The sequence below is a fragment of the Staphylococcus sp. GDY8P198P genome (assembly GCF_017891615.1).
In the GTDB taxonomy this organism is placed as follows: Bacteria; Bacillota; Bacilli; order Staphylococcales; family Staphylococcaceae; genus Staphylococcus; species Staphylococcus cohnii.
The window spans coordinates 164,409-190,453 of record NZ_JAESJQ010000005.1 but is presented as its reverse complement, the minus strand read 5'-3'; the positions used below and the strand labels follow the sequence as shown (position 1 = coordinate 190,453).

The following is a 26,045-nucleotide window of genomic DNA, read 5'->3' as shown; positions in this document are numbered from 1 at the left end:
AATATTTTTAATAATGGAATATAAACTAATATTTTGTTTTTAATTAATTAAAACAATAATATTTAAATTGTAATTATTTGTCCAAAAAATGACAAAATCAAATTTATATTGTGAATGTATATTTCATTTAATATTATTGATAATATAAACTTTTTGAAAAGGGGGATGAAAGTGCAATTAACATTTAAAATCCATAAGTTTTCTTATGTTATATTTATAATTTCGTTGATAATTGGGGTTGTTATCTTTTCTCAGCAAGTATCAGCACATGCAACTTTAGAAAAAGTCACACCAACGCAAAACAGTGTGGTTGATAACGCACCAAATGAAATAACATTACAATTTAATGAACCAGTCCATGCAAAATATTCAAGTATACAAATCTATGATGATAAAGGTTCTGAAATTACAGAAGTAAAGCCAAGTACAACAGGGTCTTCACAAACATTGACGTTTCCAATTGAAAATTTAAATAAAGGAACACATAGCATTCATTGGCATACAATGTCTGCAGATGGGCATGAAATCAATGATAGTTTTGAATTTTCAGTTGGAAAACAAACAGCAAATGGCATCGACACGGCACCACCATTTTATGAACAAGCAGACTTTTGGTTTGGAGTTACGCGCTTTATATTAGAAGGACTATTGATTACACTTACAGGTTTTTATTTAGTTAACGCCTTAGCTAAAAGACAAAGATTACCTCATTTAAATTTAAAAACGTATACACTGCCAACCGTTTTAATATTGGTTATGACTTCCGTTATCACAGTGTTAATTTATATGATGACTTTATCTTCTGATATTGTGTCAGATGTGTTAAGTCTGCAAAAAACCACCTTATTGCAAACACCATTCATATTAACGATGGTTGCAGTAATCATATTACTATTACTTTTCACTTTGAAAAATATGGCAACAAGTTGGTACATATTTATCCCTAGTCTAATATTAATTACACTTAGTATGTCAGGACATGCTTGGTCTCAGTCTATACCAATATGGTCGATTTTCATCAGAGTAATACACATTGTAGGTATATCATTTTGGTTAGGTGCACTGATTTATTTGACCATTATGGTATTAGGTAAAAAGCAATTTGAAGTAATTCAAATGAGACCTTTTTTATTAAAAGTAAATATTAGCGCTGTCATGTTAATTGTCATATCAGGTGTCCTGATGTCAATAGATCAAACGAATGTCTTGTCACTATGGCAAAACATTCAGACATGGACCGTATTATTACTTGTTAAGGTTCTGCTAACAATTGTGATGATGACGCTAGGATTTTATCAAACAACTAGAGCGCTTGGTAAGCATCGTCAGACAAATAGATATGCATTAATCATAGAATTAAGTATAGGTATCTTACTTATATTAGCAGGTGTAATGATGAGTCAATTAAATATTCCAGGATAGGAGCTTAAAAGATGAAAAAACAATTTATTTTAGCCCTCGTAGTTTGTTTTACTGTTTTAGTATTTTCAAAAAGTGCAGATGCCCATGTGACAATGAACCCTGATACGAGTGAACCAGGTTCTTATGAAAAATATGATGTAAGAGTTCCAGTAGAAAAAGAAGCAAATACAACAAAAATAGAGTTAAAGGTACCTGAGGGTGTAAACGTTGTAGGTGTAGCACCACAGGAAACATTTGACCATAAATTAACTAAAGATGATGATGGTAATATTACAAAAATAACTTGGATAGCTAAAGAAAAAGGTATTGGACCTAATGAATTCGTTGATTTGCCTATACAAGTAGCAAATCCAGATAAAGAAGGCGAATTTAAGTGGGATGCTTATCAAACTTATGATGATGGAGAAACCGTTAAATGGGATGGAGATGAAGACGCGGAAAAACCTTCACCTGTAACTAAAGTATCAAAAAATGCTGATGTTGATTCTGAAAACAGTCAACCTGCTAATGATTCTATCGCTTTATGGGTTGTGTCTATCGTAGCCATTATTTTAGCGCTAATAGCAATTTTTAAAAAATCTCGTAAAGAAAGATAAAGTATAAGTGATTGAGCTAGTAATCAGATTCTGATTACTAGCTTTTTTTGAAGTTTGATGAATTGTCACTGTAATTTAAGAAGATTTATTTTATAATATTTTTAAGGAGGATTTTGAATGCGCAGAATATTATACGCTTTTTTAATTTATACAATCTTAGGATTGCTTAGTGGTTTTTATTATCGTGAATTAACACTTGCCTATGACTTTACAGGTGATACACAATTGGTTGTAGTACATACGCATACGTTAATATTAGGAATGTTTATGCATCTCATTTTATTACCGGTAACGAAGGTATTTAATTTGAGTAGTTACTATTTATTTAATTGGTTCTTTATTGTGTATAATATAGGTGTATTATTGACGATTGGCATGATGTTTACAAAAGGGACATACCAAGTTATTGGACTTAAAGTTCCAGAATCATTTGCCGGCTATGCTGGTATTGGACATACAGTAATTACAGCTGGTTTTATTTTATTATTTTTCTTGCTTAAAAACGCCATTGTCAAAAAAACAGAAAAATAATTTGTATAAATAAATTTTTCTAAATAAATATAATTATATATATAGCAGACGATCGTTATGAATTTGATCGTCTTTTTTTATATCATTTTACATATAAAGTAATTATTTATTAAAAAGTTGCCTTTTTAATTGATAAGCATTATCAATAATAGGATAATAGGTATTAAGAAGAAGTACATGTAGGAGGATTATTATGGATGATGTAATCATTATCGGTGGTGGACCAGCCGGTTTGTTCGCGAGCTTTTATTCTGGATTAAGAGGGATGAATGTAAGAATTATTGATATTCAAGATAAGCTAGGTGGTAAAATGCACGTTTATCCCGAAAAGATTATTTGGGATATCGGGGGATTGGCACCGAAGCCTTGTTATGAAATTATTCAAGATACTGTTAGTCAAGGTTTACATTTTAATCCTAAAGTAAATTTAGAGGAACGCGTTATAGATATTAGAAAAATGGCTGAACGCCATTTTGAAGTAGAGACCAATAAAGGAAATGTATATGAATCAAAATCTGTCATCATCGCCATTGGTGGTGGTATCATTAATCCAAAACAACTTGATATCAAGGGAGCAGAAAGATATCAATTAACAAATTTACATTATGTAGTTCAGTCCTTAAAACATTTTAAAGACAAAGATGTGTTGATTTCAGGTGCAGGTAATTCTGCGCTAGACTGGGCGAATGATTTAAGTGGTTATGCTAATAGTGTGACATTAATTTATCGAAAAGCGGATATCAAAGGTTATGAAGCAATGAAAGATATATTAAATAAACTTGCAGTGGAAAAGTTAGCCAACACACATATTTATCAATTAATAGGTGACGAAACCCAGTCACGTATAGAACAAGTAATATTAGAAAACATTGAAACAGGAGAACAAGAGGTACGATCTTTCGACGAAGTTATTGTCAGTCATGGATTTGATAGAGAAAATACATTGTTAGAACAGTCTACAACTCAAGTTGATATGCATAGTGAATATAATATTAAAGGATTTGGTAACACGGCAACGAGTATTGAAGGTTTATATGCTTGTGGTGATATTATTTATCATGAAGCAAAAGCACATTTAATCGCGAGTGCTTTTAGTGATGCAGCAAACGCAGCTAATCTAGCTAAACTTTATGTTGAACCTGAAGCGGATCCTGAAGGTTATGTATCTAGTCATAATGATGCATTTAAAGAGTCTAATAAAGTAGTGATGAAAAAATATTTATAAACACATTTATATGATTATGCTATAAATGTTTGCTTTGTAGTTTGGGGGATGACACAACATGGTTAAAGTAAAATATGAGGCACCAACGGTACAAGATTATAGAAATATGAGGAAAAAAGCTGGATTGAGTGAAAAATCACAAAAGGCGGCAGAAAAAGGGATATCAAATGCATGCTTTGACGTCACAATATATGATGACGACTTATTAATAGCGATGGGAAGAGTAATTGGTGATGGAGGTACTGCTTTTCAAATTATTGACATAGCAGTAGAACCACGTTATCAAGGTCAGGGTTATGGTAAACAGGTAATGACAGATATTATGAAATATATCTCATCTGTTTCAGAAGATGGTACTTATGTGAGTTTAATGGCAGATTATCCGGCAGATAAATTATATGAACAATTCGGATTTACGACTACGGAACCTCATTCTTGTGGTATGTATATCAAATACTAAATATTTTTAAAAATATTAAGATGCAAAGAAGTGACATGGAGATAGATATATCTGAAAGTACACGTCAATTTCTATATCATCATTATAGTAACTGTAAGTAGTTCAGTTTTGGAGTACAAAAAGTGAAAATGTAAACCTAAATGAGTATCAAATTGCAACTGAATTTGATACTCGTTTTTTATTGTTAAATCAACGTTTGTTGTTAATTTACACCACAAAATGTAAGTTAAAATGTATATAAAAATGCGAACGTGAAATAATTATTGTAGGAATGCAAATTGGTGTGTTAAAATGGTTACAATTTACTAAGCAAAAAGGGGTGCATTTTCCTATGCAATTTCTTGAGCCAAAAAATAAGAACGCTAAGTCTGTGGATTGGGAAATATCAGAGCAAGTAAGGGTGATAGTTAAGCAATACGCTGAATATGCAGAGCGTACTGAAAGCGAAGCAGTGGATGAATTCTTATTGAACATTTTAGACGATAAGAAGTTTATTGAATGGATTGCCAACAAGCGAAGTAATAAGCGGATTGTTGAAAAAATGGGTATCAAAGATAGAGTGGGTTGATAGACAATGACCAAGCTTAAAAGATTAGCCACGAAGGAAGATGAAATTGTAGATGTTAAAATTCCGATTTCAAACGAAGAATTAAAAGATAGGGCTAAACAATATGATTTATTAACTCCAAAACGATTTGCAACAAGGTATAACAAAATGTTGTTCTTGCCAACGTCTTTTAAATGGAACGGTTCTGAATATCCCATTCAATATAATTACTGCATCAATCCGTTTTGTTGTAATTTTGGGAAAGAACAGCACAAATTCAAAGATGTAAAAGGGAAACCAAGTCGATATAAAATGACTGGTAGTTCCAAAGATAAAGGTCATAAAGGTATGTACTGCAATGACAATCCTATTGGCAGAGGTGTATCGCAAAACTGTACAGTAACCCCTTTATCTAATTGGTCTGTTGTTGAAGAAATTAAACGCCTTATAGAAATCAATAGCATCCAAGATGTTGAGCCAGATTATCAATTTCATAAAGAAGGCTGCTCGGAAGAAGAATCAACCCCATTCAATGAGCCGAAGCAATTTTACAAAAGGGGGAAAAGTAGGGGCAAATCTCAACGCTATCAATGTAAGGCGTGTAAGAAGTTCACTAATGTTCTACCAAAAAGAGAAGAAACCACTACTTATCACCAACAAAAGAACACCATTCTTCCAATGTTCGCTAAGATGGTTGTTGGAAGGGTTTCAGTCAGTCGTACTTGTGATATTTTAGGAATTGGAGTTGGAACCTACTATCATAAGCTGGAGTGGCTGTATAGGCGTTGTTTGGAGTTTTTAGAACGATATGAGACACAACCCCTTCAAACAAAGAAATTTAACGAGATGTGGCTTAATACGGACAAGATGCACTACTACCTAAATAACGTCCGTAAGAAAGGACAAGGTTCAAAGAAATATACGGGGTTTGAAGACCTTAATATGCAAACGTATATAGTTGTATCTGCTGAGGTCTTATCAAGATATGTGTTCCGTTCTGATGTTGCCTATGATTGGAATATTTCAATGGATGAATTAAATGAAGATACAAGAAAATTCAAAGAAGACCATCTCAATACTTTTAGTCGTAAAAATGATAGGTTAGATTGGTCTTATTATCCACAAGAACCATCCGCTAACGATAGCGAAAATAGGAATGCTTATCTTCACGAATTAGGGAAAATTACTAATAGGAGTAGATTTGTCGATGGTTTAAATGTTGATGCTCCTTATACTACAACTGCTCACTATTGGTTAATTAAACAAATGGTTAATGCCGACGAATGGCGAATGATTAGTGATGATGACTTCTCTATTAGAAACGCCTTTTATAGAGTATTCACGAAAGAATTAAGGTTGAGCGATGCACATCATTTTATTTGCCAAGTTAACAAGACGAAAAGCAGAAAACAATGCTTAAAAGAATTCGGACAAGCAAAAGCAGAACTGCTCGATTGGGGAGATATCAGAGGATTCAAAACAAAGTTTCTACGGACTTTGGCATCTCATTATCTAACTGAATTACTAACAAGTCATCAATTCCACGAAGAGGCTATTAGTAAAGATGGAGAAAGATATCGCAAATATGCCGATAACCCTATCAAACATCCATTAGCCACTAAGGATAAAGGATTTTATTCAGTTGATTGTAGAACGGATTTATCTGCTCTGGAACCAAACGAAATCGCAAAGATGCTATTAAATGTTAATGACCATTCGACCAATAGCTTTATTCAACAGATAAGACGTTATATATCATCTCTTGAAAGACCATTAACAACAGCTCGTGGTGATAAGAAGAGCTATATTTACGCTAACTTCAATCCGAAGTATGCTCAATTTGCGATTACAATTCTAAGAACTTACTACAACTTTTGTCGCCCTTTTAAATCAGCGGATAAAAAGGTTTTGACACCTGCTCAAAGATTAGGGATTACAGATAAACAATTTGATTGGAAAGATATAATTTATTTCAAATGACAAAAAGAGCTTGGAGTAATCCCAAGCTCTTGTGCTTTATCTTTACTGTTCTTCTTCAATTAACGCACCCGTTAACTCAATAAGTTTTTTCTTTCATATACATGAAAATAGTAGTTATACGGATTTTTATCATTCTTTATCCCTTTTTGGGCAAATACCTCATTCCATTCCTCATAATTCACTTCTGGAAAAAAAGTATCTCCTTCGAATTCATGATGTATTTTTGTGATGTACATTTTCTCAACATAAGGGAAAAACAAATTATAAATCTGTTCTCCTCCGAAAATAAAAATTTCTTCTTCGTTTTTACATAACTCAAAAACATCTTCTATTGAATGAACAATTTCACAACCATTAAAGGTAAACCCCTTATCTCTCGTCAGAATAATATTTCTTCTGTCAGGTAAGGCTCTTCCGATTGATTCAAGGTTCTTCCTACCTAATATTATCGGATGTCCCTTTGTAGTATTTTTAACATATTCCCAGTCCTTGGGAATCCTCCAAGGAATGTCATTCTCTTTGCCAATCACTCTATTCTTATCCATCGCAGCAATCAAAGAAACTTTCATTTATAACACAGCCTTTTTAACTAATTTACCATCTAATTTCTTATTTCTATCAAAAAACCTTTTCTCATTATCCTGCCCGTTAGTTGAATAAGCAATTTTTTCTATAAGTTATATTATCATAATACCACAAAATCACAAATTTTCATTCAATTATCATTTTCAATTGCATTTTATAAATCATTTTGTATGTAATTTGGTATGTAAGTTAAAATGAAAAAAGTAGTCCATTTTGAAGTACATTTTGTCATTTTGTACTCCAAAACTGAACTACTTAATAGTAACTGACGTGTTTTTATTTTATATTAAATGTTTTCATTTTTTAGCGATAATTATACGCGTTAGCACTCAGGGGAATGATACGAGTAGAACCATATCCCAAGGAAGCATGCACGATTAATTTGCAAGATACAAAAAGAGTAATCCAAGGTGGATTAGCTCAGAACGTAAACAAACCCTTCGCATTAATTTGCGAAGGGTTTGTCTAATGTTTATTTATATAGCTTTTTCTTGTGTTAATCTTCATTTATTTGTTTCAATCCCCAATGCTTCTTGGGAGTGAAAAGTATCTACTTTTCACAACTTCTTTGATTGTTTGTCTCATTGATTTGAGACAAAATAGTCTCTGAATTAATAATATTTTTAGTGTGATATTGGCAGTATTTGGGCCGACTCCTGCGGGAAGCGCACTAGCCGAAGACTACAGGCTAAGGCAGTGCCCGCGGAAAGCGTGCACAAAAAAACTGCCAACAAAGTCGGAGACTTTGTTGACAGTCTGAGCAAATCCAAGATGGATTAGCTCTCTTATTTTGAGAATGGATTTTTTAATATCATAAAAACTCATTTTAGTTGTGATTTAGAAATATAGTGTTTATTTTGACTCTTTAACATTGACATCTGTTGCATTTGTTCTAGAACGCAAATCAGCTTCAATTTCTTCTAAACTGCGTCCACGTGTTTCTGGTAAGTATTTAATGACAAAGATTAAAGCGAAGACACCAACAGCTGCGAAGATCAAGAATACTTGTTCTACTGATAAAACATCAGTCAAAATAGGGAATAATTGCGCAACTAGTAAACTACCAATCGATAGTACTAAAGCAGCGATTCCTGTTGCAGCACCACGTGCACGCATTGGGAATAATTCTGGTAACATAACCCAAAGTACTGGTCCCCAAGTGAATCCAAAGAATATGATGAAAAGTGTTAGACAAGCGACCATAATCCAAGCAGAAGATTGAATACCGATTGTCCAAACTAATATTGCCATGATTAATAGTGATGCCACCATACCAATATTACCAATTACTAATAATCGCTTACGATCTATTTTATCAATAATCATAATCGCTACAATCGTAATAAGGACGTTTACAGTACCAATACCAACCGTACCTAATATAGAAGTTGCATCACCAAGACCAGCTTTACTAAATATCGTTGGTGCATAATAAATAATAGCGTTAATACCTATAATTTGTTGTAATAAAGCAAATACACTACCAATGATAAGTGTTGGTCGTAACCAAGGTGATTTTAAAACATTCCAAGTGCTTTCAGAAATAGCATTTATTTCTTTCATATCGGCAATTTCTTTATCGATTTCGCTTTCTTTAAACGTTAATTTCATAACATCACGAGCAGCTTTTTCACTTTTATGTTCAAGTAGCCATCTAGGGCTTTCAGGCATAAATGCCACACCGATTAAAAGAATGAGTGAAGGTAATACTGCTAGACCGAGCATCCATCTCCATCCTTCGATTGGTGTAAAAGCATAGTTAATTAAATATGAAGATAAAATACCAATTGTAATCATTAATTGGTTTAATGAACTTAACGAACCACGTTGTTCGGTAGGTGCCATTTCAGATAAATATACTGGTACGATTGCTGTTGAACCACCGACAGCTAATCCGATAACAAGTCTACCGATTACTAATACTGGCATTGATGGTGCCAAGGCTAAAATTAATGCACCGACAATATAAATAATAGCGATAATAAATACAACGCGTCTACGACCTAACCTATCAGACATAGGTCCACTCGCACCGGAGCCAAATATAGCGCCGACTAACATAGACGCAACGACAAGACCTTCAGTAAAACTATTTAACGGTATATCATCTTTTATAAATAATAGTGCACCTGATATAACTCCCATGTCATAACCATAGAGTAATCCTCCCAATGCACCAAGGAAAAAGATGAGCTTTTTATTCACTTTGATTCCCATATAAACCCTCCTGATAATATTCAATAATAATAAGTATACGCTTTCATATTTTGATTGTAAATGTTAAAGTATAATAAATTTATCTATTGATATATAGTTATATGAATTATAATATTTTTGTAGTTTAAATAAAAATGTATAGTTATATAAGTTGATATCAAATAAAACTCCGCACATCCATTTTTGCTTGATGTGCGGAGTTTATAGAATCATCTTATGAGTCAAATTCGATAACAATTCTACCAGAATTATTATGTTGAATCACTTCATCTATGCTTTTTTTAATATCTTTAAATTTTATATTATGTTTTATATCATGTAATTGGTCTGGTTTTAAATCTTTAGATAGACGACGCCAAATGTGTTTTCGTTGTCTCATTTCTGTATATACCGAGTCAATACCTATAACGTTTACGCCTCTTAATATGAAAGGAAAGACTGAACTGTCGAATGTAGCGCCTCCTGTCATGCCGATGAGTGCAACACTACCATTATAATTAAGTTGTTTAATAACTTGTGAAAAACTGTCGCCACCAACTGGATCGATAACAGCTTGCCATGTGCGTTTACCTAGAGGTTTATTATCTTCTTTGGTAATTCTAGATATAACATCTTTTGCACCTATCGTTTTGAGTGCTTCAGTAGCTTCGGTTTTACCTGTACTAGCGATTACATCGTATCCAATTCCATTTAACATCATTATCGCTAATGTTCCTACACCACCTGTTGCACCTCTCACAAGTACTTGATCTTTTTCTACTGATAGCCCATTATGTTCTAATCTTTCAATTGCTAAACCAGCTGTGTAACCTGCTGTCCCATATATCATAGCTTCTTCAAGTGTGAGATCTTTAGGTAAAGGTACAATCCATTCTTCTTTTACGCGCACATATTCACTAAAACCTCCGAAATGGTCTGTCCCTAAACCGTAACCAGTAACGATGACCTCATCTCCTGGCTCAAAAGCATGTGTGTCAGAGTGAGCCACAACACCTGCCAAATCTATGCCAGGCACCATCGGATAACTGCTAACAATTTTTGAATTGTCCAATGTAGCTAGTGCATCTTTATAATTAATTCCAGAATATTTTGTTTTAATCAATACTTCACCTTCTGGAAGCTCATCTATTGTCATATCTTTAAATTCGCTTGTTACTTTGCCGTCTTGTTCATTGACCACAAAAGCTTTAAATGTTTTAGTCATTGCCTTATGGCACTCCCTTATGTATATATTTATGAACAATTAAAAAACTAGAACTACTTTATCATGTTATTGTTAATTTCACAATAAGCGTAAAAGCACTGATTTAAAAGTAAGCGTTTTAATTTTAGGGGACTTGAATTTTATGTCATAACGCTATACTTTAAGTTGTCAAATAAATATATTAAGTCGTATAGTAACATATTTAACATTTTAGTATACTAATTGACAAGATGATAAAAAGGGGCGATGAAGTATGACTGATAATATTGAATTAGTAAAAGAATCGGAAGTACACCAATTAAGAGAAATTAGTATTGCGACATTCAAACATACATTTAGAGATGGTGGATATACAGAGGAAGATTTTGAAATCTATTTTAAACAGGCATATAATGTGGAAACGTTACAAGAAGAGTTACGTAATAAACATTCATTCACATATTTTTATCTCAGTAATAATGAAATTGTAGGTTATTTTAAATTGAATATAGATGATGCACAAACTGAAGCAATGGGGGAAGACTACTTAGAAATACAAAGAATATACTTTTTACCTCAATCGCAAGGTGGAGGTAAAGGGAAAAAAGTTTTTGATTTTGCAATTAAGAAAGCACGCGAGTTGTACAAGACAAAAATTTGGTTAGGCGTATGGGAATATAATGACAAAGCATTAAATTTCTATAAAAATCAAGGATTGCGTATAACAGGTTCTCATGAATTTTATACTGGTAACGTGGTAGATACAGATTTAATTATGGAAAAAAACATATAGTAGCTTTTGAAAAAGTCATTTTTTCTTTAATCTGTTTAATTATTTTGAATCGCTGTTTGTCTATTATAAAAGCTAATTATTTAATTAAAGTTCTAAAGTTTTAAGTTTTTGTAAAAATTATATTTATTTCAAAAAAAGTTTTGATAAAAGGTGTTTATTTTAATAATAATAGTGAATAACATAATAATTCTCATTCATCCTAATTGCTAAATACATTACATAACTTTTAATTAGGCAATGAGAAAGACACAACTAAGGAGGCTTATTATATGAAAAAGTTATTAGCAGGTTTTCTTACACTTACATTAGCGCTTGCTGCTTGTTCTAATGGTAGTGATGACAATGGTGGTAATAAAGATGATAGCTCGAAAGACAAACAGTCTTCCGATGACAAATCAAAAGACTCAAAAGATTCTAAGAGTGATGACAAAAAAGACAATGATAGTTCCGATGAAAATTCGGATAGCAAATCAGACAGCAACTCAGATAGTGATGCTGATAAAAATGGTTCTGACTCTAGTTCTAGCTCTGACTCTAATTCTGACTCTAGTTCTAGCTCTGACTCTAATTCTGACTCTAGTTCTAGCTCTGATGACAGTAGCAATTCTGGAAATAGTGACAATGCCAATGATAGTTCGACTAATGGTTCCAATGAAAGTGCTAACAATAGCGGTACTTCAAATAATGGTGATAATTCAAGCAATACGAGTAACAATGATAGTACAGCAAGTAATGCAAATAGTAATGCAGACCAAGCTTCTAATAGTGCAAGCAGTTCGAATGAGGGTAACACAAATAACAGTGGAACTTCTCAATATGTGGCACCTTATCAAGGTCAAAATGCAGTACCTGTTGCACAAAACATTACTTCAGGTAGTACTGACCCACAAACAGCTTTACAGTCATTGCCTAATTTCCAAAATTCATTAGATAATGCAACTGCAGAAGTTAATGCGTTAAATGGCCAATCTAATCCTTATAATGATTACGCTATTGAAGGTAGTGAAGGCAATTATAGCTATATTTTTAGTTTCCAAAATCAAGCACAACCGGGTAGTTATTCAATTGTAACAGTTGACCAACAAGGTACTGTTAGAGTAGTTGACCCAGCATATCAACAATAAAGAATCATAAAATAGTGCAAGTTTTATACTTAATATGATAAAGAGGCAAGTAGATGAAATGAATTTGAAAAAAATTGATTTCTAACTTGCTTCTTTTTATTTTTGCTTAACTTTGCAGTATATACTCATGTTACTATTGTTATCACTTAAAACACATTTTATATTTAAAAAAACTCCAAAGTTAACATTGGAATATGAAAACTTTGAAGTTTAAAGTCGGCAACAAATCGTTGATTGTATTTTTGATTATTAAGTTTATGTGTTGGAATTAATAGACTTTTGAATAATATGGGAAATCGTTTCAAAAGCATGATTGTCTTTGTTTATAAATGGATTATCGTGTATATCTTTCATTTGATGACTGATTAAATCATTTAAAAGTGCTTTTGAATCACTATATCGAACTGTAGAAAGAGAATGCATAACATCTTCATAAACACCACGTTCGCAAACATATTTTTCGTGATCAGGCGTATATTGGCAGACAGTTTTATCAATCGTGAGTGCATCAAAAATAATTGAAGAATAGTCTGTCAATACTGTATCTGATACTAACAACAAATCTTGAATTTCTATATGTGAAGGTGCAATGATAGCATTTTCAGGCATATAGTTAGATTGATCGTTGACATGTCCTTTAAAGATAACGTTATATTTATTTAATAAACCATCACTAATTGGTAATAAATCGGTTGTTTCATTTGCTGCTTTCCATGTAGGAACGTAAAGTAATGTTTGTTTTTGAGGGTCTAGCTTTAATTCTTTCTTAATGAATGAGATATAAGGTTGATCAGATTGTTTATCTAATAAATATCTAATTCTTGGATAACCACAATTTAATAAATGAGTATGTTGTTGTGGAAATGCAGATTTAAAATGTTCCATAATGGCTCCGGAATCACTGATGAAATAGTCTTGTTGTAACCATTTATTATATTTGCGTGCGCGATAATTATAAATATTGAGATTTTCATTTGGTTCATGACTATCTAAAAATAGTTTTTTTATAGGTGTGCCATGCCACAGTTGTATAATTGTACCATTTGGTTTGATATCGTCGGGGATATCGTTTTCTAAAATGACCACACTTGCTGTTTCGATAAGACTTTTTGCTTTCGCATCATTTGGATCAATAAAATTAGGTCCATTTACATCATTAGTTATAAAAAATATAGGTAATTTAGAAAAATATTTTGCAAAATGATTAAATAAATAGCGAGAATTACCTCGGAACCCATAATCAAAACCTAAAAAGACAATATGATTTTTAACTTTCGATTTATCTTTTTTGTAAATATAACTGATTTCATCATGTTTTTTTTCGTAATGATGTTGAATTAAATTATAAAGCCAATGTGGAAGTTTGAATTTAGTATTTTTAAGCACTTTATCTGTAAATCGAATATCATCATTATTAGGTGCTAATGTTTCACTATTTTTAAATGGTAACGTGTGTTTATGTTCAAAGGCTAATTTGTTTAAATTAAATTTAGTAGTGTTTAATGGCGTGAACGCTTGAATGCAATTCCAAACAGCATCACTAGTTGTATACGTATGTTTGAAATTAAAAACAACATGGCTATCTGTAGCAACATCATCTTGTAAAAGTGATAATAATGCTAAATCAAATATATTATTAACTGTATATTTGTTTATTATTTTTTGAGCAGTTTCTATATGAAAAATAATATTTGGAAAATGATTTAGATTATCCATCCAATCATTAAAAGTGATTTCTGATTTACCGAAATATCGGCAATCATTTAAATATTGCTGATTGATTGTATAATCTGCAACGATAGTGACGGGTCTTAGTGTAACTGCCTCTAACATTGATTGATAAATCTCACTATTTTGATCTATATATACAAAATGAGAATATCCTTCCGCTGTAGCTTTCTCAAGATGCTGAGCTAAAAGGTCCCACGTTGAAAATTCTATTTGCTTTATCATTTATAATCCCTCTATTTAAATATTATTATCCCTATTTTATCATTTAATATGTCATAGATAAAAGAAACATTGATATTCATATCATTACTGACGTACAGCGCCTGAATTGATATATATTCAATTGGAGTTTATTAGAAAATTAAAAAACTTTAATTTTGGGCTTTTAATTTTTTGAAAATTATTGTATTTTACTTAAAGTAGATGTTATAATTTATGTGAAATAATTCACAAATAAAAGGATGATTAATTATTTTAAGTATAGGAAGTGAGTATATATGTTTGTAGAAAGTATTAACCCCTTTAACAATGTATTATTATCCAGTATTGTGGCTGCTATCCCTATCATTTTATTTTTATTATGTTTAACCATTTTTAAAATGAAAGGGATATACGCTTCAATTACGACATTAGTCGTTACGTTGATACTTGCCATAACGATATTCAAATTGCCTATGAATATCGCTACAGGTGCATCAATTGAAGGATTTTTCCAAGGTGTAATTCCAATTGGTTATATTGTAATTATGGCAGTTTTGTTATATAAAGTTACAAATGAAACTGGGCAATTTGATAAGATTCAAGATAGTATTGCGAGTGTATCTCAAGACCATCGTATCCAATTATTGCTCATAGGTTTTGCATTTAATGGATTTTTAGAAGGTGCAGCAGGTTTTGGTGTACCGATTGCGATATGTGCTTTATTATTAACTCAGTTGGGCTTTAAGCCTTTAGAAGCTGCAATGTTATGTTTAATTGCCAACGCTTCAGCTGGTGCTTTTGGAGCTATTGGTTTACCTGTCACTGTAATTGATACACTTGGTTTGCCAGGTGATGTTACAGGTTTTGCGGTTTCTCAAATGTCGGCTTTAACTTTATCGGTTATGAATATGTTTATACCATTTTTATTAGTATGGATTATTGATGGTTTTAAAGGTATTAAAGAAACATTACCAGCAATCCTTATTGTTGGTGGGACTTTTACCATACTACAAGCTTTGATCACGGTGTTTATTGGACCAGAACTAGCTGATATTATCCCACCGTTAGTATCAATGTTAGCTTTAGCAGTATATTCTAAAAAACATCAACCAAAAAATATATTTAGATTGAAAGATAGCGGAGAACCTAAGACTATTGTAAAACATAATTTTAAAACTTTAATATATGCGTGGAGTCCATTTGTGATTTTAACAGTATTGGTTATGGTTTGGAGCGCACCACAATTTAAAGGACTGTTCACATCTAATGGTGCATTGAGTGCATTAGTATTTAATATTCAACTTCCAGGTACGTATAGCGCTATTGCTGATAAAGCAATTACATTGCCACTCAATATCATTGGACAAACTGGTACAGCAATTTTATTAGTAATTTTAATAACTATATTGATGTCAAAACAAGTGAATATGCTTGATGCAACACGTTTGTTAAAATTAACTTTTAAAGAATTATGGTTGCCTATTATTACAATTTGTATTATTTTAATTATTTCTAAATTAATGACTTATGCAGGTTTAAGTAATGCTTTAGGTGAAGGTATTGCTAAGGCAGGATCAGTCTTCCCTCTATTATCACCTGTTTTAGGTTGGATCGGCGTATTTTTAACTGGTTCTGTGACAAATAATAATACGTTATTTGCTCCGATACAGGCAGCAGTAGCTAATAATATTGGTACAAGTGGTGCATTACTTGTATCAGCCAATACTGCTGGTGGTGTAGCAGCTAAATTGATTTCACCTCAGTCCATTGCTATTGCAACTGCATCTGTACAACAGGTAGGTAAGGAATCGGAATTATTAAAAATGACATTGCGTTATAGTTTTGCATTTATTATCTTTGTATGTTTATGGACATTTATGTTGAGCTTTATCATTCATTAAAACAACAGCATTGATATGTTTGCTAGTCAGTTATCTGTAAATACGCAGAATTAAGGCTGCTTTGATTTGGTATTATATCGAAACACGAAGTTAAATATAAAGATAGAAAAAAAGAAGCCATATGGCTTCATTCAGGCTGTCGACAAAGTTTCCGACTTTGTTGACAGTTTTTTTGTGCCCACTATCCGTGGGCACTGCCTTAGCTTGTAGTCTTCGGCTAGTGATATTCCCACAGGAGACGGACAAATCACTACCAATATTTAATATATAATAATTAACAGTGGCGTTGTTTGTTATGGTGAATAAATCAATTGATAAATGGAATCATAGTGAAATAATGTACTAAAGCTGGCATATGGAAAAAACTAAAAGTTTCTTTTTTATTTCGACGCTATCATCATTTGAAAGTAATGGTAGACAGAATCTGATGAAAATGATTGAACAGTTTGGTATCCATTTTCTATGATCGCTTGTTTATTAAATTCTTGGTTTATAAGTCGTAGTAGTTTATTAGAAAGATCTTCTACATTTCCATGTGCTACTAAATATCCATTGACGTTATTTTGTATCAGTGCATCTGGGCCAGCGTTACCATTAAAGCTAACCACAACATTACTTTGATTCATTGCTTCTAAAATCACCATTCCGAAACCTTCATTACGAGAGGGGATGACTGTAATATCACTTTTAGCTAATTTTTCGTTTAATTGTTGAGTTGAACCATAAAGCTTTATGATATCTGCCAGTTGATGCTCTATGATTAATTGTTGTAAGAGTTCGTGTTCTTTTCCATCACCATAGATGTGTATTTGATATTTAAAACGTCTGACCTCTTGTTGAATAGGTATGATACTTTGAATTAATAGATCGAATCCTTTCTCGTATTCTAATCGTCCTGCAGCAGTGATGATTTTATCTTTTGATACTGAGAGGCGAGGTTCATTTAAAATATTGGGTATGACATAAACAGGAGTTTGAATGAAAGCTTCATATTTACTTTTATCACTTTCTGTTAGTGTGGTTACTTTATCTAAATATTGATAAGCATCTGCAATTTCTCTTTGTAAAGCAATGTTGTGTGCTTCAAAATTCATATGCTCCATACCAATCTTCTCTACATTTTGTGAACCATAGTGAGCAATTAATATATTGAAACTCGCGCGTGTACCTATGAGTATATCAGTAGAAACATTACGTATTGCTTTAATCATTTTGTTTTCAATATAATGTGAAAACTGATATAGTCCTGGTTCATATTGAGAAATTAATTTTGGTTTAGAAAAAGAGGTATATTTGTGGATTCTATTGAAAAAAATATCCTTAATATTAAAAAATTGTAATTGATAGTCTGTTAAAGCACGCACTTTAATAGATTTATGTAGCTTGAAATAAGGTTTAGAAGCCCCTTTGAAAACGGAAATGATTTCAACTTGATGGCCTTTTTCAGCTAAAACATTAGCTAATTGAGAAATAGATTTAACGGTACCACCCATAGCATATAAGTTATGCGTAAAAAAAGTGATAGATTTCATTGGAATACCTCCAAAAGTATAAGAATTAAATTAGAATTTATTATAGCATGAAATTTAGGTGATTGATAAAGTAATGAAGGTTATATGAGACACAATGTAATTTGCTCAATATATTTAAATTTAAAATAGTAATTTAAGTCGTATCATAGCAATGATAGTTAACAGGTATTAACATAATTTAAGTAGAATTACTGAAAGCCCTTTTTTCATAGGGCAATAACGTATATAATTAGAAGTGTACCAAAAGATTCTGCTATTTTTTAAGTACTTCGTATAATTATAGTAGATTAAGATTTAAATCATTTACTATAGAAAACGCTTTATCATGGTTGAGACTTTCCTAGATAAAGATAACGTGTCTATAAACATATATAAAAGGGGGACTGTGTTTGTTATGAGTAAACAACATAGCAAAACAGATGTCATATTAATTGGCGGCGGTATCATGAGCGCAACACTAGGAACTTTATTAAAAGAACTTGCACCTGAGAAAGACATTAAAATGTTTGAAAGATTATCTACACCAGCAGAAGAAAGTTCGAATGCATGGAATAATGCAGGAACAGGGCATTCTGCATTATGCGAACTAAATTATACAAACGAAAACAAAGATGGATCAATTGATATTACTAAAGCTGTTAAAATTAATGAACAGTTTCAAATTACAAAACAATTTTGGAATTACCTTGTTAAGCAAGGTCAATTATCAAAACCAGAAGCTTTTATTAAACCTGTGCCACATATGAGCTTTGTACAGGGCGTACGTAATGTAGATTTTTTAAGAAGACGTGTTGAAAGATTAAATAAAAATATTTTGTTTAGTAATATGGAAATTACGGATGACAAAGATCAAATTTTAGAATGGGCACCGTTGATTATGGAAGGGCGCACATCAAATATACCAATGGCTATTACATATGACAAAACGGGGACTGATGTAAATTTTAGCGCGCTAACAAAAAAACTATTCTCTAATTTAGAAGATAAAAACGTAGAACTTAATTACGAACATGAAGTAGAAAATCTGAGTCAACGTAAAGATGGAACTTGGGAAGTTAAAGTGAAAGATTTGAAAACGGATGAAGTTACAATAGTAGATAGCGACTTTGTATTTATAGGTGCCGGTGGAGCGAGTTTACCTTTATTACAAAAAACAGGCATTAAGGAGTCTAAACATATTGGTGGATTCCCAGTAAGTGGTCTGTTCTTAGTTTGTAGAGACGAGGCTATTACTTCAAAACATCTTGCGAAAGTTTATGGAAAAGCAGCTGTTGGTGCGCCACCGATGTCAGTACCACATTTAGACACACGTTATATTGATGGCAAGCGTACCTTATTGTTTGGACCATTTGCTGGCTTTTCACCAAAATTCCTAAAGACAGGTTCAAATATGGATTTAATAAAATCAGTGAAACCAAACAACCTTATAACAATGTTATCGGCAGGAATTAAAGAAATGAACTTAACTAAATATTTAATTTCTCAACTAACACTGTCAAACGAGGAGAGAATGGAAGATTTACGTCAATTTGTGCCAAATGCTAAAAGTGAAAATTGGGAAATTGTAGTTGCAGGACAACGTGTACAAGTCATTAAAGATACTGATAAAGGAAAAGGTACTTTACAATTTGGTACTGAGGTTATTACTTCTGAAGATGGTTCTTTAGCAGCACTTTTAGGCGCTTCTCCAGGCGCTTCGACTGCAGTTGACATCATGTTTGATGTACTTCAACGTTGTTACAAAGATGAATTTAACAATTGGGAAGAAAAAATTAAAGAAATAGTGCCTTCATTTGGTATGAAATTATCAGAAAATGAAGCTTTATACACTCAAATTAATAAAGAAATAACTAAAAACTTAAAAATTAATTAATAAGTATGATGTACTCATTTTATTAAATGAAGTTCTTGCGAGATAAATTTCCATACTTAAAATAGAAGCGCTAATCCATTACGGGTTAGCGCTTCTTTATATTTAAATCTTGAAATTTTGATCGTGCATGTATACCACAAGTATGTTGTATGATGGTTCGAGCATCGAACCCGTGGCCTCTGAAACATATGGTTTTCTAGGCGTTTACACGCTTGTTATTTATTGATATTAACAGTGAAAGTAGTACCTTCATATTTCTTACTTGATACTTCAATTGTGCCATTGTGTAATTCAAAAATAGCTTTAGCAATTGCTAAGCCTAAGCCATTACTATTATCATGATTGCTTGCTTTATAAAAACGTTCAAATAGACGAGATTGAGTTTCTGGTGTCATACCTTGACCATCATCAGTTATATTAAAACGAATGTGATCAGTATCATGTGTGAGTGTAATGTCAATTGTACCACCTTGTTCTGAATATTTAATCGCATTAGTTATTAAATTTTGAAATGCTTGATTTAATAGTCGCTCATTTCCTATTAATGATATATTAGCTAAATCAGACATAATAATTAACTCTTTTTCGTTCGTCGCAAATTGTTCATGACGTATAATCTGTTTAATGAGCTTATTGAGTTCGATATGATCAGTTAATTCTAGATGCTCCCCATTATCAATTTCTGATAACAATAAAAGTTCTTTTGTTAATTCACTTAGTTGCGTTGTAATTTGGTATATTTCGTCTATATACTGTTCTCGTTCTGTGGCACTTTTTGTAAATTTTAATTGATCAAGTAAATGATGAATATGCGTTAAGGGTGTTTTAATCTCATGTGAAACATTTTGAACAAAGTGTTGTCTCATGTCATCTACTTGTTTTAAAGAAAGTCTCATTTTATCAAAACGGTATTGCAACGTGCCGAATTCATCATTACGCTTAATATCTATTGGCACATCAAAATTGCCTTCCATTAATCTTTCAGTCGCTTGTTTTAACTGTTGTATTGGTTTAATAATCATGTAAGTTGAAGAAATAACCCAAATGATTGAGATGACTAATAATAGTGTAATTAATATGACTAAGAAAATTCTAAATTCACTAAATGTTTTTCCAATGTCTGGTCTCATAAATACTGCATAGTTATGACCATTGGATTGAAATTGCACACCAACAGTATTTTGAGTAGTATTTTCAAAGAATCCAGTGATGAAAGGATTGTATGGTAAATTGCTTATCCCGTGATAGTCATTTCCCTTTAAGACAGATTTAATATTTTTCGAGTCAACATTGTCTTTTCTAAATGCAGTACCATAATAAGCTTTTTTACCATTTTCTGATACGGTCATAACTTGATAATTCATCTGTCCAAGGTGTTCGAAAAAGGGTTTTGGCAATTGTATTTTAGATTGCTTTTCATAAGAAATTGCATCTTTTAATGTTCTCATGATTTTAGCATCATTATTCTCTTTTAAATGATTATGATAAATGACGTTAGTTAATAGGAAACTAAGCACAGCGCTTGATAGTAAGATGACGATTGTATATATAGCAATACGTGAATATAGTGATTTAAACATTGTCATCAACCTTGTAACCTAAGCCACGCACTGTATGAATTGTAATAGTAGCTCCTAGTTTCGATAAACGTTTTCTCAAACGTTTAATGTGTACGTCAACTGTTCGTTCATCACCTTCATAATCAAACCCCCAAATTTTTTCAATCAAATCATCACGGTTAAATACTTGTTTTGGATGCGAGGCAAGTAAGAATAAGAGTTGAAACTCTTTATTTGGCAAGTTCATTGATTTAGTAGAAGATTGAAGCTCTAAATAAGCTTGATTAAGCGTAAGATTTCCAACTTTCAACTCATTATTAGCATTTATATTATAGCGTTTTAATACGGCCTTTATTCTAAAGATAAGTTCTTTCACTTCAAATGGCTTGGTAACATAATCGTCTGTGCCAGTTAAATAAGCTTGTTCTTTATCACTAAGTGCGTCTCTAGCTGTTAACATAATAACTGGCATTTCAAAATCTTCTTTTAAAATTTTACATAATTCAAAACCACTCATGCCAGACATCATTACATCTACGATAGCAATATCAACTTGATGTGTATCTAAATATGACAATGCGTTTTCAGCACTTGATTGTGTTACTACATCTAATCCTTCTCGTGAAATATAATTTGAAACATATTCTAAAATTTTACTGTCATCATCGACAATTAAACAAGTTGTCATGCTCAAAATCTCCTTAATCATTTTACAGACATTATATATGGAAAAATTTAACTTAACAAATAGGAAATATTTCAAAAAGTTAATCATAGTTCATATTGAGTTCATATACAGAGACTAAACTTTAAATATAAGTTCTTGAAAGGGAGTGAATCACTATGAAATTAGCATGGCAAGAAATAAAATATTATAAATTTCGTTATATATTAATCATGTTAATTATATTATTATTAGGCGTTATGGTTCTATTTATTAGTGGGTTGGCACAAGGTTTAGCAAGAGAAAATATTTCTATGTTAGACAATATGAAAGCTGAAAAATATGTGATGCAAAATAACAAAACACCACAAATTGAAAAATCAATTATTAAACCAGAACAGCAAGAGAAGATTGAAGATATTAGCGGGCAGTCACCTTTAAAAATAGCATCTCAAACTTTGAAAATTGATAAAGATGAAGAAGATGTTGTTATGACGAATACAGTGAAAAATGAAAAACCCAAATTGTCAGAAGGGCATTATCCTAAAAAAGACAATGAAATTGCAATTAATAGTAAATTAACTGCAAGTGGGGTAGATGTTGGAGACAACATTAAAATTAAAGACGGTAAAACGTTAAAAGTTTCAGGTGTTTTGGATGACACAATGTATTCTCATAGTTCAGTGGTTATGATGAATAATAATGGATTTGATGAATTGAATAAAAATGTGAGTACTGTTTATCCAATTAAAGATATGTCACAAAAACAGATGAATAAATTAGAAGATATTAATGGTATAGATGTATTTACAGAAGATGATATCACAAGTGAAATACCAAGTTATCAAGCAGAACAAGCACCACTTAATATGATGATAGTTAGCTTGTTTGTTATTTCTGCTATAGTCCTTAGTGCATTCTTCTATGTTATGACGATACAAAAAATTCCTGAAATCGGTATTTTAAAAGCAATTGGAATTAAGACAAGACATTTATTAAGTGCATTAATCATTCAAATATTAATAACTACAATGATTGCAGTTATTATTTCTGTGGCGTTAATCAGTGGATTGTCATTAGTAATGCCAATTTCTATGCCTTTCCATGTAACTGTTACAAATATATTATTAGTCGTGGGTATTTTCATAGTTGTTGCAATTGTCGGTGCAGCACTATCATTTATTAAATTATTTAAAGTAGACCCTATTGAAGCTATAGGAGGTGGAGAATAATGAGTTTACAAGTTAAAGATATTAAAAAATCTTTTGGTAAAGGCTCTTCCGAAACTAAAGTACTAAAAGGGATCAATTTTGAAGTGAATGAAGGAGAATTTATAATTTTAAATGGAGCCTCAGGTTCTGGTAAAACGACGCTTTTAACTATTTTAGGTGGATTATTGTCACAAAGTAGTGGAGAAATATTATATAATGGTGAACATTTATACGATAGTGATAAAAAAGCTTCTGAACTAAGATTAAATGAAATTGGATTTATATTTCAATCTTCACACTTAGTACCGTATTTAAAAGTTAAAGATCAGTTAATAACTATAGGTAAAGAAGCGGGAATGGCTAAAAAAGAAGCCACTGATAGAGCAGAAAAATTATTAACACAAATCGGTTTAGCAGACCAGTTAAACGTATTTCCACACACACTTTCAGGTGGACAAAAGCAACGTGTTGCCATCATGAGATCATTAATGAATAATCCTAAAATAATATTAGCTGACGAGCCAACTGCAAGCTTAGATGCCGAACGTGCTACAGAAGTGATAGATATGATTAAAAATCAAATTCAAAGTAAAAATATGATAGGTATTATGATTACACATGATAAAAGACTATTTGATTATGCTGACAGAGTAATCGAATTAGATGATGGTGTCATTGTTAATCGATAGTATATTTAAAAGAGACATGATAAAAGTCGTGTTTTCAAATTAAATGGGAGTAGGATAGAAATCTTTTTAATAAAATTAGATTTCTGTCCCACTCCCTTTTTTATGAATAGCATTGCACATTCAATCGAATGTAGTATCCACATATTATTTCGTAGTTAATGACTTTAAATGGTTGGTATATGCCACAGTGCCATTATACATGCCCAAAATAACACTGCAAAAAAACAAGTTAGTAAAAGCTTATATTGATACATGATGGCTAAAAAGTCCCTGATTAATGCAATTTCAAAAAAATGATAAGGTGTATGACTGCCGACACCTTTTAAATTGAGATTTAATTTTTGTCCAAACCTTAAAGCGCGCATAATATGAAATTGACTAGTGACACATATGATATTTGGTTCATATTTAAATAATTGCTGAATGAGCACTTTCGTATATTTAAGGTTCTCATAAGTGCTCGTCGATTGGTCTTCAAGTATGATTGCTGAAGGATTAATATTTCTTTGCACTAAATATCGATACATAGCCAAGGCTTCTGAAATTGGTTCGTCAGGTCCTTGCCCACCACTAACAATGATATGTGCGCCTGGATGTAAATGGTATAACGTTATAGCTTTGTCCAATCTTTTAGCAAGCATAGGTGTTACTTGTTCTGTAAAAATACCTGCGCCCAACACCAATATGACGTCAAAATCTTGTTTATACGTAACATTTGAAAAGGCAGAGGCACAAAGTGCATAACAAATGAAGGTGAAACATGCACTAAAGGCAATAGCGGCTAACCAATAAAAAATCACATTGATGCCCACAGGAATTAGACTAATATAAGCACAAGCAATCATGAACAGTAATACCTTATATGCTATAGCGTATAAACGGCGCAAAAAAAGTGTGCTTACACTATGTTTAAATAGATGATGATGTTTGATGTGTAAAAGCAATACACCAACAAACATCGTTATGATTAGAGGGATCGGCAAAGATGACTTACCTACATGTAAGATGATAACAATGTAGCCTAAAATGATTTGAATTACAAAAAAAGTTAAATTAGTAGTAAATTTTAAATTCTTATACATAGCAATAAAACCACATAAAATAAATAAACTTATAATTAAAGACAACGTATACATGGTTCACCCCGAAAATTTATAATATTTTAAATGTAGAGCAATTCTTAAAATTAATCAAATTTTATAGGTATTGTTGATTGTAATTTAGATAGGTTTAAAAATTAAAAACGCAGCGGTTAGAAATTTCTGCTTTTATACCGTCTCGAATATTGATATTATTAACATAATATAAAAAAAATAACGTTTACTTATGTGAGCTAGAATAGTAGAGGTGCGAGAAGTTATGGTTAAAAATTTAAGTAGTCATATTGATTTTATGGGTGAGTTTATAAATGATGTGAATACTTTATTAGCTAAATTGTTAAAAGAACTAAGAGAAGACTATAACGTATCAAAAGAGCAAGCCAATGTTATATTAATGTTAGAAAACGAAAAAGCAATGACATTAACAGAAATAACTGAAAGACAAGGCGTAAATAAAGCTGCCGTTAGCCGGAGAATAAAAAAATTAATACAAGCAGAAGTAGTGCAATGGGAGAAAGCTGAAGAAAATGCAGATCAAAGGTTAAAATATATTAAATTAACAGCAAAAGGTAAACAATTTAATAAACAAAGTAAGGAAATTATCAATACAATTGTCAGTGATATATTACACGACTTATCGGATGAACAAATCGAACAAGCAAGATATGTTTTAGAGATTATTGATCAAAGATTAAAAAATTTCAATTTGAAACACAGTGTTTAATAGTAAAAACAATGATAATATTTTTAAGTAAAGCAAAATGCGTTTAATTAAAACATATTTCAATAACTAGAATGATGTGTTCATGTAAAAATGATTTATTTGAAGTGCCTCATTAAAAGAACAACTATATAAGATTGAAGAAAAAATTAAAGGAATTGTAAAAAGACATTGGACTAATGATGTATATCTTTTACTTA

At 31.7% G+C, this 26,045-nt stretch carries 22 protein-coding genes; 14 read left to right on the top strand and 8 right to left on the bottom strand.

The genetic code is table 11. The features are described 5' to 3' along the window. Positions 1 to 171 precede the first annotated feature (171 nt). The 7 genes from KA824_RS05370 (at position 172) to KA824_RS05340 (ending at position 6,761) form a co-directional block, all read left to right on the top strand. Entirely contained in the window at positions 172 to 1,422 is a 1,251-nt protein-coding gene (locus KA824_RS05370) for a copper resistance CopC/CopD family protein (protein WP_107384991.1), read from the top strand. 11 nt (positions 1,423 to 1,433) lie between these two features. Next, the gene (locus KA824_RS05365; protein ID WP_107384990.1) at positions 1,434 to 2,018 is read left to right on the top strand and encodes a YcnI family copper-binding membrane protein; all 585 of its coding nucleotides are present in this window, start codon (positions 1,434 to 1,436) and stop codon (positions 2,016 to 2,018) included. Positions 2,019 to 2,135: 117 nt separating this feature from the next. Next, positions 2,136 to 2,549 carry a DUF2871 domain-containing protein gene (locus tag KA824_RS05360; protein WP_107384989.1) on the top strand — a complete coding sequence of 138 codons (414 nt, stop codon included), beginning with the start codon at positions 2,136 to 2,138 and terminating at the stop codon, positions 2,547 to 2,549. 193 nt (positions 2,550 to 2,742) lie between these two features. Next, positions 2,743 to 3,774, top strand: coding sequence for an NAD(P)/FAD-dependent oxidoreductase (locus tag KA824_RS05355; protein WP_107385700.1), 1,032 nt, complete (start codon positions 2,743 to 2,745; stop codon positions 3,772 to 3,774). Positions 3,775 to 3,832: 58 nt separating this feature from the next. Then, positions 3,833 to 4,234, top strand: a complete 402-nt coding sequence (locus tag KA824_RS05350) for a GNAT family N-acetyltransferase (RefSeq protein WP_107384987.1) — start codon at positions 3,833 to 3,835, stop codon at positions 4,232 to 4,234. Between the two features lie 331 nt (positions 4,235 to 4,565). Then, on the top strand, positions 4,566 to 4,802 hold the full coding sequence (locus tag KA824_RS05345) for a hypothetical protein (RefSeq protein ID WP_001159903.1): 237 nt from the start codon (positions 4,566 to 4,568) through the stop codon (positions 4,800 to 4,802). A 6-nt stretch (positions 4,803 to 4,808) separates the two neighbouring features. Next, entirely contained in the window at positions 4,809 to 6,761 is a 1,953-nt protein-coding gene (locus tag KA824_RS05340) for a hypothetical protein (protein ID WP_000163792.1), read from the top strand. Between the two features lie 71 nt (positions 6,762 to 6,832). Here KA824_RS05340 and dfrG read toward each other — a convergent pair whose 3' ends face one another. From dfrG to KA824_RS05325, 3 genes are all read right to left on the bottom strand, one after another. Then, on the bottom strand, positions 6,833 to 7,330 hold the full coding sequence (dfrG, locus tag KA824_RS05335) for a trimethoprim-resistant dihydrofolate reductase DfrG (protein WP_000868795.1): 498 nt from the start codon (positions 7,328 to 7,330) through the stop codon (positions 6,833 to 6,835). 868 nt (positions 7,331 to 8,198) lie between these two features. Continuing rightward, on the bottom strand, positions 8,199 to 9,563 hold the full coding sequence (gene glcP / locus KA824_RS05330) for a glucose transporter GlcP (protein ID WP_154409439.1): 1,365 nt from the start codon (positions 9,561 to 9,563) through the stop codon (positions 8,199 to 8,201). Between the two features lie 214 nt (positions 9,564 to 9,777). Continuing rightward, positions 9,778 to 10,767 carry an acrylyl-CoA reductase family protein gene (locus KA824_RS05325; protein WP_107384986.1) on the bottom strand — a complete coding sequence of 330 codons (990 nt, stop codon included), beginning with the start codon at positions 10,765 to 10,767 and terminating at the stop codon, positions 9,778 to 9,780. A gap of 253 nt (positions 10,768 to 11,020) precedes the next feature. On the opposite strand from KA824_RS05325, the gene KA824_RS05320 reads away from it, so the two are divergent. After that, on the top strand, positions 11,021 to 11,539 hold the full coding sequence (locus KA824_RS05320) for a GNAT family N-acetyltransferase (RefSeq protein WP_107384985.1): 519 nt from the start codon (positions 11,021 to 11,023) through the stop codon (positions 11,537 to 11,539). Positions 11,540 to 11,808: 269 nt separating this feature from the next. Continuing rightward, on the top strand, positions 11,809 to 12,663 hold the full coding sequence (locus KA824_RS05315) for a hypothetical protein (RefSeq protein WP_107385699.1): 855 nt from the start codon (positions 11,809 to 11,811) through the stop codon (positions 12,661 to 12,663). A gap of 255 nt (positions 12,664 to 12,918) precedes the next feature. Here the strand turns inward: KA824_RS05315 and KA824_RS05310 are convergent, their stop codons facing one another. Next, on the bottom strand, positions 12,919 to 14,616 hold the full coding sequence (locus KA824_RS05310; protein WP_107384983.1) for a CDP-glycerol glycerophosphotransferase family protein: 1,698 nt from the start codon (positions 14,614 to 14,616) through the stop codon (positions 12,919 to 12,921). 275 nt (positions 14,617 to 14,891) lie between these two features. Here KA824_RS05310 and KA824_RS05305 point away from each other — a divergent pair, with 275 nt between their 5' ends. After that, on the top strand, positions 14,892 to 16,496 hold the full coding sequence (locus tag KA824_RS05305; RefSeq protein ID WP_107385698.1) for an L-lactate permease: 1,605 nt from the start codon (positions 14,892 to 14,894) through the stop codon (positions 16,494 to 16,496). A 380-nt stretch (positions 16,497 to 16,876) separates the two neighbouring features. On the opposite strand, the gene KA824_RS05300 is transcribed toward KA824_RS05305, so the two are convergent. Next, entirely contained in the window at positions 16,877 to 18,028 is a 1,152-nt protein-coding gene (locus KA824_RS05300; protein ID WP_107385697.1) for a glycosyltransferase family 4 protein, read from the bottom strand. A 394-nt stretch (positions 18,029 to 18,422) separates the two neighbouring features. Between KA824_RS05300 and mqo the strand changes: the two genes are divergently transcribed. Continuing rightward, positions 18,423 to 19,901 carry a malate dehydrogenase (quinone) gene (mqo, locus tag KA824_RS05295; RefSeq protein ID WP_107385138.1) on the top strand — a complete coding sequence of 493 codons (1,479 nt, stop codon included), beginning with the start codon at positions 18,423 to 18,425 and terminating at the stop codon, positions 19,899 to 19,901. Between the two features lie 215 nt (positions 19,902 to 20,116). Here mqo and KA824_RS05290 read toward each other — a convergent pair whose 3' ends face one another. Together KA824_RS05290 and KA824_RS05285 are read right to left on the bottom strand one after the other, a co-directional pair. Continuing rightward, positions 20,117 to 21,481: a sensor histidine kinase gene (locus KA824_RS05290; RefSeq protein WP_107385137.1), complete on the bottom strand. Its 1,365-nt coding sequence runs from the start codon at positions 21,479 to 21,481 to the stop codon at positions 20,117 to 20,119. After that, complete coding sequence (locus KA824_RS05285; RefSeq protein WP_107385696.1) at positions 21,474 to 22,148, bottom strand: response regulator transcription factor; 675 nt, start codon at positions 22,146 to 22,148, stop codon at positions 21,474 to 21,476. The genes KA824_RS05290 and KA824_RS05285 overlap by 8 nt, the downstream gene beginning before the upstream one ends. Before the next feature lie 155 nt (positions 22,149 to 22,303). Here KA824_RS05285 and KA824_RS05280 point away from each other — a divergent pair, with 155 nt between their 5' ends. Further along, the gene (locus KA824_RS05280; RefSeq protein ID WP_107385695.1) at positions 22,304 to 23,356 is read left to right on the top strand and encodes an ABC transporter permease; all 1,053 of its coding nucleotides are present in this window, start codon (positions 22,304 to 22,306) and stop codon (positions 23,354 to 23,356) included. Further along, the gene (locus KA824_RS05275) at positions 23,356 to 24,024 is read left to right on the top strand and encodes an ABC transporter ATP-binding protein (RefSeq protein ID WP_107385134.1); all 669 of its coding nucleotides are present in this window, start codon (positions 23,356 to 23,358) and stop codon (positions 24,022 to 24,024) included. Before KA824_RS05280 ends, KA824_RS05275 begins: the two co-directional genes overlap by 1 nt. Positions 24,025 to 24,188: 164 nt before the next feature. Here the strand turns inward: KA824_RS05275 and KA824_RS05270 are convergent, their stop codons facing one another. After that, complete coding sequence (locus KA824_RS05270) at positions 24,189 to 25,160, bottom strand: YdcF family protein (protein ID WP_107385133.1); 972 nt, start codon at positions 25,158 to 25,160, stop codon at positions 24,189 to 24,191. Between the two features lie 223 nt (positions 25,161 to 25,383). On the opposite strand from KA824_RS05270, the gene KA824_RS05265 reads away from it, so the two are divergent. After that, positions 25,384 to 25,848 (top strand): MarR family transcriptional regulator TcaR, encoded by a 465-nt coding sequence (locus KA824_RS05265; protein ID WP_107385132.1) that lies wholly within the window; start codon positions 25,384 to 25,386, stop codon positions 25,846 to 25,848. The last annotated feature ends 197 nt before the right edge of the window (positions 25,849 to 26,045 follow it).